This window comes from Sphingopyxis sp. (genome assembly GCF_035944815.1).
In the GTDB taxonomy this organism is placed as follows: domain Bacteria; phylum Pseudomonadota; class Alphaproteobacteria; order Sphingomonadales; family Sphingomonadaceae; genus Sphingopyxis.
Window position 1 is genome coordinate 1 of sequence record NZ_DASZAU010000013.1, and the last position, 13,246, is coordinate 13,246.

18 protein-coding genes and 1 pseudogene are annotated in these 13,246 nt (G+C 64.8%); 12 read left to right on the plus strand and 7 right to left on the minus strand.

The window, feature by feature from the left end; genetic code table 11:
* The 6 genes and pseudogenes from VGU00_RS17300 to VGU00_RS17325 form a co-directional block, all read left to right on the plus strand.
* Positions 1-375 (plus strand): annotated as a pseudogene (locus VGU00_RS17300) (hypothetical protein); the annotation flags it as partial.
* 178 nt (positions 376-553) lie between these two features.
* Positions 554-1,840: a hypothetical protein gene (locus tag VGU00_RS17305; RefSeq protein ID WP_327470762.1), complete on the plus strand. Its 1,287-nt coding sequence runs from the start codon at positions 554-556 to the stop codon at positions 1,838-1,840.
* Positions 1,841-1,976: 136 nt separating this feature from the next.
* Positions 1,977-2,915, plus strand: a complete 939-nt coding sequence (locus tag VGU00_RS17310; protein ID WP_327470764.1) for a hypothetical protein — start codon at positions 1,977-1,979, stop codon at positions 2,913-2,915.
* A gap of 116 nt (positions 2,916-3,031) precedes the next feature.
* Positions 3,032-3,532, plus strand: coding sequence for a 2'-5' RNA ligase family protein (locus tag VGU00_RS17315; protein ID WP_327470766.1), 501 nt, complete (start codon positions 3,032-3,034; stop codon positions 3,530-3,532).
* A 31-nt stretch (positions 3,533-3,563) separates the two neighbouring features.
* The gene (locus tag VGU00_RS17320; RefSeq protein ID WP_327470768.1) at positions 3,564-4,145 is read left to right on the plus strand and encodes a GNAT family N-acetyltransferase; all 582 of its coding nucleotides are present in this window, start codon (positions 3,564-3,566) and stop codon (positions 4,143-4,145) included.
* A gap of 19 nt (positions 4,146-4,164) precedes the next feature.
* Positions 4,165-4,473: a hypothetical protein gene (locus VGU00_RS17325; protein WP_327470770.1), complete on the plus strand. Its 309-nt coding sequence runs from the start codon at positions 4,165-4,167 to the stop codon at positions 4,471-4,473.
* A 3-nt stretch (positions 4,474-4,476) separates the two neighbouring features.
* Here the strand turns inward: VGU00_RS17325 and VGU00_RS17330 are convergent, their stop codons facing one another.
* Entirely contained in the window at positions 4,477-4,878 is a 402-nt protein-coding gene (locus tag VGU00_RS17330) for a hypothetical protein (RefSeq protein WP_327470772.1), read from the minus strand.
* 207 nt (positions 4,879-5,085) lie between these two features.
* Here VGU00_RS17330 and VGU00_RS17335 point away from each other — a divergent pair, with 207 nt between their 5' ends.
* From VGU00_RS17335 to arr, 3 genes are all read left to right on the plus strand, one after another.
* Positions 5,086-5,970 (plus strand): hypothetical protein, encoded by an 885-nt coding sequence (locus VGU00_RS17335; RefSeq protein WP_327470774.1) that lies wholly within the window; start codon positions 5,086-5,088, stop codon positions 5,968-5,970.
* Between the two features lie 72 nt (positions 5,971-6,042).
* On the plus strand, positions 6,043-6,597 hold the full coding sequence (locus VGU00_RS17340; RefSeq protein WP_327470776.1) for a hypothetical protein: 555 nt from the start codon (positions 6,043-6,045) through the stop codon (positions 6,595-6,597).
* Positions 6,597-7,019 (plus strand): NAD(+)--rifampin ADP-ribosyltransferase, encoded by a 423-nt coding sequence (gene arr / locus VGU00_RS17345; RefSeq protein ID WP_327470778.1) that lies wholly within the window; start codon positions 6,597-6,599, stop codon positions 7,017-7,019. The genes VGU00_RS17340 and arr overlap by 1 nt, the downstream gene beginning before the upstream one ends.
* Here arr and VGU00_RS17350 read toward each other — a convergent pair.
* The gene (locus tag VGU00_RS17350; protein ID WP_327470780.1) at positions 7,016-7,924 is read right to left on the minus strand and encodes an aspartyl protease family protein; all 909 of its coding nucleotides are present in this window, start codon (positions 7,922-7,924) and stop codon (positions 7,016-7,018) included. The genes arr and VGU00_RS17350 overlap by 4 nt on opposite strands.
* 117 nt (positions 7,925-8,041) lie before the next feature.
* Here VGU00_RS17350 and VGU00_RS17355 point away from each other — a divergent pair, with 117 nt between their 5' ends.
* Positions 8,042-8,482 (plus strand): nuclear transport factor 2 family protein, encoded by a 441-nt coding sequence (locus VGU00_RS17355; protein WP_327470782.1) that lies wholly within the window; start codon positions 8,042-8,044, stop codon positions 8,480-8,482.
* Entirely contained in the window at positions 8,479-9,288 is an 810-nt protein-coding gene (locus tag VGU00_RS17360) for a ThuA domain-containing protein (RefSeq protein ID WP_327470784.1), read from the plus strand. Before VGU00_RS17355 ends, VGU00_RS17360 begins: the two co-directional genes overlap by 4 nt.
* On the opposite strand, the gene VGU00_RS17365 is transcribed toward VGU00_RS17360, so the two are convergent.
* The 5 genes from VGU00_RS17365 to VGU00_RS17385 all read right to left on the minus strand — a co-directional run bounded on the left by VGU00_RS17365 (position 9,285) and on the right by VGU00_RS17385 (position 12,187).
* Entirely contained in the window at positions 9,285-9,536 is a 252-nt protein-coding gene (locus tag VGU00_RS17365; protein ID WP_327470786.1) for a hypothetical protein, read from the minus strand. The two genes, VGU00_RS17360 and VGU00_RS17365, sit on opposite strands and share 4 nt — an antisense overlap.
* On the minus strand, positions 9,533-9,931 hold the full coding sequence (locus tag VGU00_RS17370; RefSeq protein ID WP_327470788.1) for a DUF1801 domain-containing protein: 399 nt from the start codon (positions 9,929-9,931) through the stop codon (positions 9,533-9,535). The genes VGU00_RS17365 and VGU00_RS17370 overlap by 4 nt, the downstream gene beginning before the upstream one ends.
* 9 nt (positions 9,932-9,940) lie before the next feature.
* A complete protein-coding gene (locus VGU00_RS17375; RefSeq protein WP_327470789.1) occupies positions 9,941-10,369 on the minus strand; it encodes a DUF1801 domain-containing protein in 429 nt (142 codons plus the stop codon).
* Between the two features lie 7 nt (positions 10,370-10,376).
* Positions 10,377-11,234, minus strand: a complete 858-nt coding sequence (locus VGU00_RS17380) for a TauD/TfdA dioxygenase family protein (RefSeq protein ID WP_327470791.1) — start codon at positions 11,232-11,234, stop codon at positions 10,377-10,379.
* 74 nt (positions 11,235-11,308) lie between these two features.
* Positions 11,309-12,187: an arylamine N-acetyltransferase gene (locus VGU00_RS17385; protein ID WP_327470793.1), complete on the minus strand. Its 879-nt coding sequence runs from the start codon at positions 12,185-12,187 to the stop codon at positions 11,309-11,311.
* A 202-nt stretch (positions 12,188-12,389) separates the two neighbouring features.
* Here VGU00_RS17385 and VGU00_RS17390 point away from each other — a divergent pair, with 202 nt between their 5' ends.
* The gene (locus VGU00_RS17390) at positions 12,390-13,244 is read left to right on the plus strand and encodes a hypothetical protein (protein WP_327470795.1); all 855 of its coding nucleotides are present in this window, start codon (positions 12,390-12,392) and stop codon (positions 13,242-13,244) included.
* The last annotated feature ends 2 nt before the right edge of the window (positions 13,245-13,246 follow it).

Below are 13,246 nucleotides of genomic sequence, written 5' to 3' on the forward strand. Positions count from 1 at the left end.
ATCCGCCGTCGGCATCCCCGCCTCATGCTCCTTCAATATCGCGATGATCTGCTCTTCGCTGAACCTGCTTCGTTTCATTCTGTCCGACTCCTTCGCGTCGGACTCTACTCAAAATCGGTCACATTTCAGGGGAGCACGTCAAAAGCTGTTCGGACCGCGCAAACCGTCCGCGCTCGAAATCTTGCGATCCGCCCACTGAAAATGCGCGAGAATTTCGACCGCTACGTCGACGGCTTCGACGATGGCAAATACAGTGACATGGGCCCGTGGTGGGGCTGGTTCGGGAACAGCCTTCAAGGGCTCCCCCGACACGATCAACCAAGGCTGCTGGGTCCATCCGCAATTGGGGCGGCAACGGCCGGTGACCAGTCTTGATGATGCGGAACATGAGCTGGCGATTGCACAGCAGGAAGGATCAGCCGGGAGCAGCTACTGGAACTCTAAGCCGAATATGGTCATGCTCCAGCGAATGGTATCGGCCATCGAGAATAGGTTCCTGTGCCCGTCACCGCATCCTTGACTCGAAAGTGAAGGACATCAATAAAATCGTTCTATGAATGTAACCGTTCTTTCTCCTTTACCGAGCTTCGGACCACAGCTGGCCCCTACTGATATGGAGGGCACTGGGGCGTTGATTATCGATACCCATTCTTTACCCGAAGCCGACGCTTCCGTTATAGAAACGGAAAACGGAAAGATAAAAATTCAGATTCAATATTTCGAGGAGTATCTTAGGTTTCTAGAATTAATATGCTGGTGCGAAGAAGCTGTGATCGGCGTTATGCCGTTAACTACCATGCTACCTCCCAAGAAAATCACCAGGAAACTTATAAAATCATGTGGGAAGTTTGGTCAGCACTCTGGCATTGCGAATATTCAAGAAAAAGCGATATCGCGCTTAACCGAAGAGAAAATTATTAAAACACGTGCCCTTACCTCAGATCCTGATGCACTTCGACCAGATATATACGTCAGAAGACTCCTCGCCGCCTCCCCTTCTTATCGAGAGAATTTTAGGCCTGGTATTGATTTGAGTAATTGGACAGAAGAAGATGAAAAGAGTCTGATTTGGTATACAATGCACCATGGAAATGCCTGTGCACTTACCGATTTCGCACAACGCGCGAAGTTACTCAGTCACATTCCGATCGTTTCACATAATGTCGACATTGAAGCACTTGACGATGTGGAGAATAGAATACAGGCGAGTATCGTCGCAAAAATAGCAGATAGATTGTCTGCGGGAGCAAAAAAAGAAGTTGAAGCCCTTGAGGTTCTGGGCACTTCTATCCAGCTACCGCCATCCCCAGTTGCCGCCCACATTTTACGCGAAGCGAAGAACAAGGAAGATCTAATTTTGGTCGCCTTGCAACTTAGAGATAACCTTAAAGAGATACGACATCATTTAAATGGACTTCAAAGCACGATGTTAGACGAAGACGTATCTGTTGATAAGCGCATACGCGTCGGAAAAGAAATACAAAGATTAATGCTCAAACTTTCTCCAACAGCCTCCATTGACACAAAAAAGAGCATTCAATCATACTCTTCTTTTGTAGAAAATATTAAAGACAGTATACTTGACAGTGAAAATTTTACAATTAAAAAAGCAACAGATATAATAATTTCAAAGCCGATAGAGTATATAATTGACAGGTTTAGATATAGAAAATATAGAGTTTTATTTGATATGAAGAATAAATTTCTATCTGACAAATCATATCATAGCAGAATTTGCTCAATACTTGGCTATAAAATGTCAGATCAAGACGTTTCTATATCTCTAGATTATTGTGGCCATGCAAAGCTTAATTCATATAGGCACGATGCCCTTCGCTAGCTGATCACAATACGCCCCTCTAGCATGGATTTGCTGACTACGCCCAAGACAGCGGCGACCCCCGCAAATCCTATTTCGCACACCACACCCCAAAAACCCCTTTCCTAAAAAATCCCCGTCTGGTTCATCCTTCCAGATGAAGCACGACAAGACCCTCCCCGACCTCGCCGCCGTTCGCGCCCGCGCTGCGCGCGCGAAAAAGGCGGCCGGTCCCGTCCGCATCACCAAGGCGCGCCGGGCGCCGCCCGACGACACACGCACGCTCGCCGCGGCGCCGGAATTCGTCCCCGCGTCCCCGCGCGAACGCCGCGATGGCTGGACACCCGAAAAGCAGGTCGAATTCATCGATGCGCTCGGCGAATGCGGCTGCGTGACCGAGGCGTGCGAGCGCGTCGGCCTGTCGCCGTCGACCGCCTATCGCCTGCGCCGCCGCGTCGATGCCTACAGCTTTCGCGCCGCATGGGATGCCGCGCTCGACTATGCGATCCGCCGCCTGTCCGACGCCGCCTTTTCGCGCGCGCTGCACGGGGTCACGCGCCCGGTGTGGTTCCAGGGCGAACAGGTCGGTGAGCGGCGCTATTATGACGAGCGGCTGACGATGTTCCTGCTGCGCTATCGCGACCCCGACACTTATGGCGCGTGGCGCGACCGCCGCGAACCGCGCCGCCGCCCCGATGCGCAGGCGATCGTGCTCGGCCGCTGGACCGACCATGTCGCCGAGGATGCCCATGATCGGACCAGCGGCGCCCTCGTCGATCGCGCGCGCGAGGAGGACGGCACGCTATGGCTGACCGACGAAGAGGCGGCGCTGGCCGACGCCGCGGCGTCGGCGCCCAAATATGCGACACAGGAGGAAACCGACGCGCGGCTGATCGCCGCCATCGCGGTGGTGAAGCGGCTCAGGGTGCTCGGCATCGCGGCCGATGGGCTGACCGACGCCGAATTCCATCGCCAGATCGCTTTGGAGGAAGCCCGCCGCGCCGCCGCCGGCACGACGCTGGTCTTCGATTTCGGCGATGATGAAAAGGCGGATGACGCGGCGGAGTTGCAGGAGCCCGCGGAAGGCGGAGCATAAGAGGGGGGTGTAGCGTGACCTTTGTGACCTTCCGGCCCGCGACGGCCCACCCATCGTCCCCGTCCCGACACCATGCTACACTCGCGCCGATGCGCGCCCGAAACCCCCTCTATGTCATGGCCAAGCCGCCGCCCGAGGTGCAGGCGGCGATCGCCGCGTTGCCGCGCAACGATCCCGGGCGCGGCCCCGAGCTGCTCCATGTCACGCTCATCTCGCTCTACGACCTCCACCATGCGCCGCCCGAGTGGCTGCCCGCGACCATCGCCGCGCTGGACGGCTTCGCCGCGAACCCCTTTCCGCTCCGCTTCGACCGGATCGAGAACCGCAAGGCGGTGACGCTGCGCACGCGCGAGCCGCTCGCCGAAGCTCGCGCCTTCCAGAAGGCGCTGGTCGACCATCTGCTGCGCGAAAAGGCGCCGATCATGGACGGCACCACCCCCGAACCGCACATCACGATCAACTATCGCGGCGACCGGCAGGGTTCGCAGACGTTCGGCGCGCTGAAACTGCCGCCGATCGCATGGACGGTCCGGGAAATCTTGCTGATGGAAAGCGTTGTCGGCAAGACGACGCATATCGAGCACGGCCGCTGGGCGCTGACGCCGCCGGGTGATTGAGCGCGGCACGCGGCGAAGGAGAGATACAGCCATGGCGACGATCAGTATCGGCACACCTGCGGACAGGGCGCGGCTGCTCCACACGCTCGTGCTCGGCTTTGCCGCCGACCCGGTGGCGCGCTGGGCCTCGCCCGACGCCGCGACCTATATGAGCCGCCGCCACGAATTTTTCGGCGCCTTCGGCGGCGCGGCGTTCGATCATGGCACCGCGTTCGTCGCCGACGACGGTGCCGCGGTCGCGACCTGGCTGCCGCCGGGGGTCGAGCCCGACGGCGAGGTCATGGGGGCGATCATGGACGAACAGACCCCCGCGCACCGCAAGGCCGAACTCGACGATCTCGTCGGACAGATGGACCGTTTCCACCCCACGGAGCCCGTCTGGTACCTGCCGCTGATCGCCGCCGATCCCGCGCACCGCGGCCGCGGGCTCGGCACCGCGTTGATGGAGGCGGCGATCGCGGTGATCGACGCCGACGGCCGCCCTGCCTATCTCGAAAGCTCGAACCCCCGCAACATCCCGCTCTACCAGCGCTTCGGCTTCGACATCATCGGCGAGATCCGCACCCAAAGCTCGCCGGTCCTGACCCCGATGTTCCGGCCGGGCCGGGATTAGCGCGCGAAAGGATTTCCCCATGTCGCACCCCTCGAAGATCGTCCATTGCACCGGCCCCGGGGACCCGCACGCGCTCGACGGCATTTCGCGGCGCCACCGCAGCGGCAATCTCGACAAGCTGTGCCCCGTGTGCAGCGGCTATGGCCAGTGGAACGTCCAGATCGACCTCGTCAGCCACCGCTCGATCCGCCACGCCTGCCCCAAATGCGACGGGCGCGGCTGGATCGAGACCGGCGACGACATGGTCCCCAGCCACGATATCGGGCGCAGCGAGGCGGGGCATCCGGTGTGGACGGTGCGGCTCGACCCGTCGGACGACCGCGAATGAGGCTCAGCTACTCGCCGGCCGCCAGCGCCAGATCAGCAGCAGCAGCGCGGTCAGGATGAAGATCGCGAAACCCGACAGCATCCACGCGTTGACATACCATTGCTCGCCCCATGTAAACTCGCCGCCCATGATCTTTGCCCAGCCGCGGAAATGCTGCGTACTCGCGACCGTGAGGCCGAACAGCGCCAAGATCGCCGACAGATAGCGCACCAGCCAGTGCGCGGGGTTGGGCAGCAGCAGCAGCAGCCCCAGCGCGCCGATCATCGTCCGCTGCACGCGGCAATAGGGGCAGTGATAGACAAGATCGGTCAGGTCGACCGTCCAGGTCAGGATCGCCAGCAGGATCGCCGCCGCCCCCACCGCGCGGCGATGCCGCAGCAACATATCCGGCACATCGTCGATCATCACCGCCCTCCCCCTTTGCCCCGACATCCCCCGACGGCGTGCCGGCGTCAAGATGCGGGTTTCAGCCCATCGTCAAGAAAGCCCCGGATCGCCTGCCCGCTGGTCGGCGCCTGCCCGCCTCTTGTCGAAGCGCGCGTGACGCGGCGCCGGGCCGGGGGCAGCGTGCCGGTGCTGCCGGCCCCGTCGGGCCGTGCCGGGAGGTTCGTCATGCGTATCGCGCTGTTTGCCGCCGTCAGCCTGCTCCTCGCCCTGCCCGCCGCAGCGCAGGACAAGGGCGGCGAGACATCGTCCGACGACATCATCGTCATCGGCAAGGAAACGCGCGAGACCGCGCGCGACTTCGTCAAGGCGCTGCCGCCCCGCCAGCAGGCCGACGATCCGCTGGCGCGCTTTTCCTATGCCCCGGTCTGCCCCGCCGCCGCCGGGCTCGGCGCACGGCTGGACGCCGAGATCACGGCGCGGATGCGGCGCGTCGCCGCCGCGGCCAAGGTGCCGCTGGCGCCCGAGGGCTGCGGCACCAACGCGCTCGTCCTCTTCGCCGACGACAAGGCGGAGATGATCCGCGCGCTCCGCCGCGAACATCCCGCCTATTTCCTCGGCGCCGACGGCATGTCGGTCGATGTGCCCAAGGGCAAGGGACCCGCGACCGCCTGGTATCTCAGCGGCTATGTCGACCGCGACGGCAGGCCCGTCGCCTATGATGCCGAAGCGGGCTATCATGTCGTCAATTCGACGCTCGGCCCGTCGCGGATCAATGCGACGGTGCGCCCGGTCTTCATCGCCTCGGTCGTCGTGATCGAACGCGGCGCGCTCGAGGGGCTGTCGGCGACGCAGGTCGCCGATTATGCCGCGATGCGCGCCTTCACCGGTGCCGACCCGGCGCGGATGAAGGGTAGCGACGCGCCGACGATCCTGACCCTGCTTGATTCGACGATGGACAGCGAAATCCCGATCACGCTGACCGAGTGGGACATGAGCTTCCTCACCGCCTTTTACGCCGCGCCCGAAAACCGGCTCGGCACGCGCCAGCGGCTCGCGATCGGCAGCCATATGGAAAAGGCGATGGAAGCGGGGAAAAAGGAAGACGAGTGACGCGTCCCCGGCTCGACTCGCCCTGCGGGGTCCGATAGGCTGACATCGGTTACCGACAGAAGGAGGTCGACGATGCGCGGACAGGTCTGGCCGATGATGGGCGCGGTGCTGCTGCTCGCCGGCTGCGGCAAGGCCGAGCCGCCTGCGGCGCCCGAAACCACGGCGCCCGAAAAATCGGTGCTCGCCGACGGGCCTGCCGCTGAAATCAGCAGCGTCGCCGCGGCCGACCTGCCCGCCGGGGTGCGCGATGCGGTGCTCGCCCGCGTCCCCGGCATGACGATCGCCGAGGCCGAGCGCAAGGAACGCGGCGGCAAGATCTTCTTCGACGTCGAGGGCACGCGCCCCGACGGCAGCCCGGTCGAACTCGACCTGATCGAGGAGGCGGGAAAATATCGGGTGGTCGAGATGCAGCGCGACATCGCCTGGGCCGACGCCCCCGCGCCGGTACGGACCGCCGCTGCCGCCGCGGCCGATGCCTTCACCCCCGCACGCGTCATCGAAAGCACGCAGGAGGACGGCACGGTCGTCTATGAACTTTTCGCCCCGGGCAAGGCCGACGAACCCGCCGCCGAGGTCGACTGGAAGGGCGGCAAGGCGGTGCTGCGCACGACCCGGAACGAATATTGATGGCCGGCACTGTTCCCACCGGCCCCGATGCGGGCGCGACCTTCTATCACGGCACACGCGCCGACCTCGCCGTCGGCGACCTGCTCGCCGCGGGCCGGGCGTCGAACTATGCCGATCGCACACCGCTGTCGTGGATATATTTCTCCGCGGCGCTCGAATCGGCGGTCTGGGGCTGCGAACTCGCCGCCGGAGAAGGGCGCGAGCGCATCTATATCGTCGAGCCAACGGGCGACTGGTTCGACGATCCCAACCTCACCGACAAGAAATTCCCCGGCAACCCGACGCGCAGCTACCGCAGCCGCGCGCCGCTGCGCATCGTCGGCGAAGTCGAAAGCTGGACGCCGCACGCCCCCGATGTCCTCGCCGCGATGAAGGCGAACCTCGAACGGCTGAAGGCGGAAGGCGCGGAGATTATCGACTAATCGCCGGTGGCCGGGCACAGCGCGACGCTCTGCGTCCGCTGGTCGATCAACAGTGCGAAATGCTGCAGCGCGTGCGCGCCGACGAGCAGCTCGGGATATTTTTCCGACACGCGCACCTCGACATCGCGCAATTCGGCGGCACCGATGCGGAACGGCCCCGGCATCGTCGCGCGTCCCGTCTCGACCGCCGTGTTCATCAGCTGGCCCGCGCCCGCGGCCTGTGTTTCGCCGCCGCCGGCGCGCTCGAACAGGCCCTTGGGCAGCACGAAGGCGACATTGGCGCCGGTGTCGAGATTTCCCTCCGCCGCGACGCCGCCGATCGTCACCGGCACGCGGAACGCGCGTTCATAGGCGAGCACGCCCGCGTCGCCGCGCGCCAGCCCGGCGTGCCGGGTGAAACTCAGCCGCCGGTTCGGATAGTCGATCACCAGCAGCCCGTCGGCGAAAAATTCGCGCCCGATAATCCCGTCGAACTTCGCATCGGCCGCCAGCCGGCTGCCATAGTCGCGCGTGATAACCTCGAGGTCGCGGCGCGCCATTTCTCCCAGTGTGAGCGAGGCGAACCGCACCGTATCGACCTTCGCCGTCGCGACCCCGTCCGACGTCTCGCCCGAACCATGGACCGGCAGGCCCAGCCGCGCCACGAGGCCCGCATCGGCGCGGCCCATACCGCTCGCGCCGGTGTCGACGGCGAAGGTGAAGGGCCCCTTGCCGTCGACATGCGCCTCGACATAGATGCGCCCGTCGACGGTGCGGAATGGCACGCGCAGCAATGCGTTGGCGGGCGCCGCCTGCACCAGCGCACAGACTGCCGGCGACGCCGCGGAAACCGGCATGGGCGCGGCCGCAAGCGTCGCGGCGAACACCCATGTAAAAGCGGATATGCCCTTCTTGCGTCCCGTCATGTGCCCATCCTGCCGCGATGAAGTGATATATTCAGATAATACACTTCATCGCGGCTGGTCAATCGCTGAAACCGGCCATAAGCCGGCTGTCACGATTTCCGGTTTCAGGAGTCACCGATGCTCAACAGCTTGCTTGCCTTTGCCGCAGCCGTATCGACACCCGCAATCCCCGTTCCCGCCGCCGACCTCGCGGCGATCGAGGCGACCTGCTTCGATTATGTCGACGGCCAGCTCGAGGGCGATCCCGAACGCGTCAAGCGCGCGCTCCATCCCGACCTCGCCAAGCGCCGCGTGCTCGGCGACACCCCCGACGAGCGGCTCGGCCTGCAGCGGATGAGCCGCGAGGAGCTGGTCGACCTGACGAAGCGCGGCGCGCTCAAGACGCCAAAGGCCGAGTGGGACCGGTCGTGCCGCATCCTCGACGTCGCGGGCGACGCCGCGGCGGTGCGCGTCGAAACGCCATGGTTCGTCGACTATTTCCACATGGGCAAGTTCGGTGGGCGCTGGGTGATCGTCAACGCGATGTGGCACATGAAGCCGCGCGAGGCGGCGAAGTGAAGCTCGCGCTCACCGCCGCACTGTGGTTCGCGCTCCAGGCGCCCGCAGCCGCGCCCGACCCGCGCCGCCCGGCGCCGACGTTCGACAGCGTTGCACCCGAGATTCCCAAGCTCACCCGCCCTGCGGTGCTCATCGTCAGCAAGACCAACGGCTATCGCCACGACAGCATCGCGGCGGCGGTGCCGGCGATCGAACGCCTCGCCAAGGCGCGCGGCTGGAGCAGTTTCGCGACCGAAAATGCCGCGGTGCTGAACCCCGAAAGCCTCGCCAGATTCGACGTCATCGTCTTCGCCAACGCCAGCGGCGACATCTATACGACGGCGCAGCGCGAGGCGTTTGAGGCATTCCTTGGACGCGGCGGCGGCTTCGTCGGGCTCCACAGCGCCGGCGACGGCAGCCACCCCGACTGGTTCGTCAAGATGCGCGGCAACGGCAATTTCACCGGCCACCCGGGCGGCGCTGACCAGTTCCAGGCGACCAACCTGATCGCCGCCGACCGCAGCCACCCCGCGACGCGACACCTGCCCGCGCTCTGGCCGTGGACCGACGAATATTACAGCTGGGACGCTCCGCCCGCCGCCGACGCGCATATCCTGTTGCGGCTGGACGAAACGACGATGCGGCTCGAACCGAAGCTGCAAATGGGCGACCATGCGCTCGTCTGGTGGCGCTGCGAAGGCCGTGCGCGCATCTTTTATTCGGCGCTCGGGCACAAGGCCGAAGCCTGGTCCGACCCGGTCCATCTGCGCATGGTCGACGGCGCGATCGCATGGGCCGCGCGCAAGGAAGGCATGGGCTGCGACTAGGCGCCGTCGCCGGGCTCGCCCGGCGGCGCCCAGACCGCCTCGGCGGCCTTGCCCAGCGCATCGGCGGCATAGATGCTCGCCGCCGATCCCGACCGCGCGCCATAAAGCCAGACCAGCGCGTCGAGGATTGCCGCCGCGCTGTCGCGCGGAATTGCCGGTCTCCACCCCTCACGGTCGCGATTATCGGCCTCGATCGCATCGAGCAGCGCCGCCGCCGCGACGACCGACCGGGCCCTGTCGCCGCTCATCCTTTCTTCGGACGCGCCGGCTTTTCCAGATTGGCCGCGACCGCCGCACGCACCAGCGCCCCGAACGCCGCCTCGTCGACGTCATCGCCCTCGAACAGGTCGATCGCGCGCCGCGTGTTGCCGTCGAGGCTCGAATTGAACAGCTTCGCGGGATCGGCAAGCGCCGCGCCCTTGGCAAAGGTCAGCTTGACCTTGTCCTTGTAGGTTTCGCCGGTGCACAGGATGCCGGCATGTTCCCACACCGGCACGCCGGCGGGGTTCGTCGGCTTCTGCCACTTCACCGTCTCCTCGACGTCGGGGTCGGCGGCATGGATCAGCGCGCGCAGCTTCGCCAGCATGGCGCCGCGCCAGTCGCCCAGCCCCTTAATCTTCGCGTCGATCAGATCCGCCGCCATATCATTCCCTCACATTTTCTCGGGCGGCAGTGCCGCGGCCTGTTTGACCCAGTCGGCGAATGCCGCCTCGTCGACCCGATCGTCTTCATGAATATGGAAATAGCGCGTGTCGCCGCTTTTCGAGGCGACCGGCGGCACCGGCGTCAGCGATTGGCCACGAAAAAAGGCGACCTTGATATAGCGGTCGAAGCAATGGATGCTCAGGAACCAGTGCGCCGGTTCGTCGCCCTGCCCCGGCGGACCGTAGAGCGGTGAGTTCCATTTGACCGCCTTTGCGACCCCCGGAACATTCTTGTCGATCAGCTTGTCGAGCCGCACCCAGACGGCAGACTTCCACCCCGGCATCGCCGCGATATAGGCCTGCACCGGCGCGTCGCCGAAACCCTTCGGAATCTGCGGATTGCCGCCCGACAGCAGAACGGGTCTGGAATCGACCACGGCGACCTCAGCGCTCGTCGCGATAGAAGGGGCGATCGCCCGCGATCGTCACCCGCTCCATCCGCCGCACTGCGGGAAAATAGTCCGACGCCGCATAATGCTGCCCGGCGCGATTGTCCCAGAAGGCAATCGACCCCGCGCGCCAGCGAAAGCGGCACTGGATTTCGGGCACCGCCGCCTGCGCATAAAGATGCGCGAGCAGCCACTCGCTCTCCTTTGCCGACACGCCTTCGATATGGCTGGTAAAGGCGGTGTTGACGTAGAGCGCCTGTTCGCGCGTTTCCGGATGCGTGCGCACCACCGGGTGGAGCTGCGGCGGATATTGTTCGTGCAGTTCCTCGACGCTCTTGCCCAGTCTCTTGGCAAAGACGCGCGCGATGTCATGTACCGCGCTCAGCGAACGGCACCAGTCCTGCATCGCGGGCGACAGGCTGCGGAACGCCGCCGCCATGTCGGCGAACAGCGTGTCGCCGCCGACCTCTGGCACCTCGATCGCGCGCAGGATCGATCCCAGCGACGGTTCGGCGCGCCAGGTGACGTCCGAATGCCATTCATTCTCGCGCCCGCGCGAATCGGGGCCGTGCGCGATGTGCAGCACCTCGGGGTTGGCCTGCCCTTTCGGCGTCGCGGGGTGGATTTCGAGCGGCCCGAAACGCCGTGCAAAGGCGATATGCTGTTCGGGCGTGATGAACTGGTCGCGAAAGAAGATCACCTTGTGCGCGAGCAGCGCGGCGCGGACTTCGGCGATCGTCGCATCGTCCTGCTCCTGCGCCAGGTCGATTCCCGAAATTTCGGCGCCGATCGACGGCGTCAGCGGCGCGACCTTGAGCCGCTCGAAGACCTGCTGCGTTAAAACCCCGGCCATGGCGTTCCGCTCCTGCTATTATCTTGTCGGAGCATGAGAATGCCATGGCGGCGGCGAGTCAAGCCGCGGTGCGGCTAGCCGACGATCTCCGCCGTCGCGGCGCGCTCGATTGCGGGGCGCCAGTGCGGCCGGACAGGCAGCAGGAAAATCTCCGCCAGCACGCGGGCGATCTCGTCGGCGGTGAGGTACCGCCGGTCGATGCGCCCGTCGGCGAGCCGCGTCGTCAGCCGGTTGTCGCGCAGCCCGTAGCGCGCCTCGGCGGTCGTGCGCGCGGCGATCAACTGGTGGCGGAAATGCGATTCGGGGTGCGCCGAGGTGTACCAGTTGCCGAGTTCGTAATCGATCGCGGGCGGCGGCGTGTCCTCGATCCGGTACAATGTCCGCCATTCGCCCTCGATTGCCAGCGCGACCTGCCATTCGGCCCCTTGCCGCACGACGCGATAGCTTTCGTGCCGCGTCGGCTGCGCCTCTTCGCTGTCCATCGCCAGCGGCTGCGGTGGCACCGCGGCGCCGAAGCCGACATCGGCCAGCCAGCGCCGCCCGCCCAGCGTCACGCGCACGACCATATGTGTGCGCGGGGTCGGCGGCGCATCGTCGGGCAGCATCCAGCGCACCCGGCCGAGCAGCCCTTCGGCCTCGAAACCGATCGCGCGCAGCACACGCAGGAACAGGCCGTTCTGCTCGAAGCAATAACCGCCGCGCCGCTGCCCGATCAGCTTGGCGTCGACCGCGTCGGCACCGATGTCGATCCCCGCGCCGGTCAGCGCGTCGATCGCCTCGAACGGGATCGCCGCGATATGCGCCGCCTGCAGGGCGGCGAGCACCTCCAGCGTCGGCGCCACCGGTCCGCGATAACCGATCCGCGCGAGATAGCGTGTCAGAAGGGACGCGGCGGGGGCATCGACATCCATATCGACGGCATCGGACAGGGGCGTGGCGGGGTAGTGCAGCATGGACAAGGCTCCGTTCGCGAATCAACTGTCCGGCCCTTATGAAAGCTCAAGCCCGGTTGAGGTCAAGCGCGGATCGCGCAAATCCGTCCGTCGCGCAAAGCGCCATCATCTTGGTAACTTGGCCATTGCAGGCAGCCTTTCGCTGCGGCAGACCTGCGGGACAACATAAGGTCGCAGACCATATAATCGTCCAGGAGCCCCCATGCGCACCAACATCTCAATCCGCCTCGCCGCCGCGCTCGTGCCGGCCGCCATCCTCTTCACCGCAGGCACCGCCAACGCCGCCACTTGCGAAGAGGCCTTCGTCAAAAAGGGCAACGCCATCACCGGGCTGCGCTTCACCGCCGCGGTGACCGTCGCCGACCTGCCGCCTGCGGTCGCGATCGGCCAGATGCGCGGACTCGTCGCCGCCAAGGGTTACGACATCATGGCCGACGAAGCCGAATATGGTTCGATGCTGATCGAACAGCCGATGACCGGCGGCGCGCGCGCCTTTCCGATCCAGATCACCGCGACGCAGACCGGCGGCATCGGTACCGTCGTGATGGAAGCCAAGCTGCGCGCCGGCCAGTCGACCAAGAGCGAGGCCGCCATGGCCGAAATGTGCGGCATGCTGAACCAGATCAAGGGCGGCAAGGCGGGCGCCGCCGCGGCAAAGAAGGGTGCGACCGCGACCACCGTCGCTGCCGCCCCCGTCAAGATCAGCGCGCTCGGCTTTTCGCAGCAGGTGTCGAAAGACACCGAACGCAACGCCGCGGGCGTGCTGACGCGCTACAAGGGCAAGCAATTCACGATCGACGGATCGGTCGATTATGTGACCAAGGACGGCAAGGATTTCCGCGTCGGCTACAAGGTCCCCGAGCCCTATGAACAGGCGATCCGCCTGCCCAATCAGGCGCCGTTCAAGACCGACATCGTCTGCTATATGGCGCCGGGGCAGGCCGCCTATTCGCTCCAGCTCAAGCCGAACAAGGGCATCAAGCTGACCGGAACGGTCGAGGATTTCGACGAATATAAGCATGTGATCTGGCTGAAGGATTGCCGCCCGGCGCAATGACC

Excerpts from the sequence above, each read along its gene's own strand:
- VGU00_RS17305 (WP_327470762.1), top strand. The coding sequence starts at position 554 with ATGAATGTAACCGTTCTTTCTCCTTTACCGAGCTTCGGACCACAGCTG.
- VGU00_RS17310 (WP_327470764.1), top strand. The coding sequence starts at position 1,977 with ATGAAGCACGACAAGACCCTCCCCGACCTCGCCGCCGTTCGCGCCCGC.
- VGU00_RS17315 (WP_327470766.1), top strand. The coding sequence starts at position 3,032 with ATGGCCAAGCCGCCGCCCGAGGTGCAGGCGGCGATCGCCGCGTTGCCG.
- VGU00_RS17320 (WP_327470768.1), top strand. The coding sequence starts at position 3,564 with ATGGCGACGATCAGTATCGGCACACCTGCGGACAGGGCGCGGCTGCTC.
- VGU00_RS17325 (WP_327470770.1), top strand. The coding sequence starts at position 4,165 with ATGTCGCACCCCTCGAAGATCGTCCATTGCACCGGCCCCGGGGACCCG.
- VGU00_RS17330 (WP_327470772.1), bottom strand. The coding sequence starts at position 4,878 with ATGATCGACGATGTGCCGGATATGTTGCTGCGGCATCGCCGCGCGGTG.
- VGU00_RS17335 (WP_327470774.1), top strand. The coding sequence starts at position 5,086 with ATGCGTATCGCGCTGTTTGCCGCCGTCAGCCTGCTCCTCGCCCTGCCC.
- VGU00_RS17340 (WP_327470776.1), top strand. The coding sequence starts at position 6,043 with ATGCGCGGACAGGTCTGGCCGATGATGGGCGCGGTGCTGCTGCTCGCC.
- arr (WP_327470778.1), top strand. The coding sequence starts at position 6,597 with ATGGCCGGCACTGTTCCCACCGGCCCCGATGCGGGCGCGACCTTCTAT.
- VGU00_RS17350 (WP_327470780.1), bottom strand. The coding sequence starts at position 7,924 with ATGACGGGACGCAAGAAGGGCATATCCGCTTTTACATGGGTGTTCGCC.
- VGU00_RS17355 (WP_327470782.1), top strand. The coding sequence starts at position 8,042 with ATGCTCAACAGCTTGCTTGCCTTTGCCGCAGCCGTATCGACACCCGCA.
- VGU00_RS17365 (WP_327470786.1), bottom strand. The coding sequence starts at position 9,536 with ATGAGCGGCGACAGGGCCCGGTCGGTCGTCGCGGCGGCGGCGCTGCTC.
- VGU00_RS17370 (WP_327470788.1), bottom strand. The coding sequence starts at position 9,931 with ATGGCGGCGGATCTGATCGACGCGAAGATTAAGGGGCTGGGCGACTGG.
- VGU00_RS17380 (WP_327470791.1), bottom strand. The coding sequence starts at position 11,234 with ATGGCCGGGGTTTTAACGCAGCAGGTCTTCGAGCGGCTCAAGGTCGCG.
- VGU00_RS17385 (WP_327470793.1), bottom strand. The coding sequence starts at position 12,187 with ATGCTGCACTACCCCGCCACGCCCCTGTCCGATGCCGTCGATATGGAT.
- VGU00_RS17390 (WP_327470795.1), top strand. The coding sequence starts at position 12,390 with ATGCGCACCAACATCTCAATCCGCCTCGCCGCCGCGCTCGTGCCGGCC.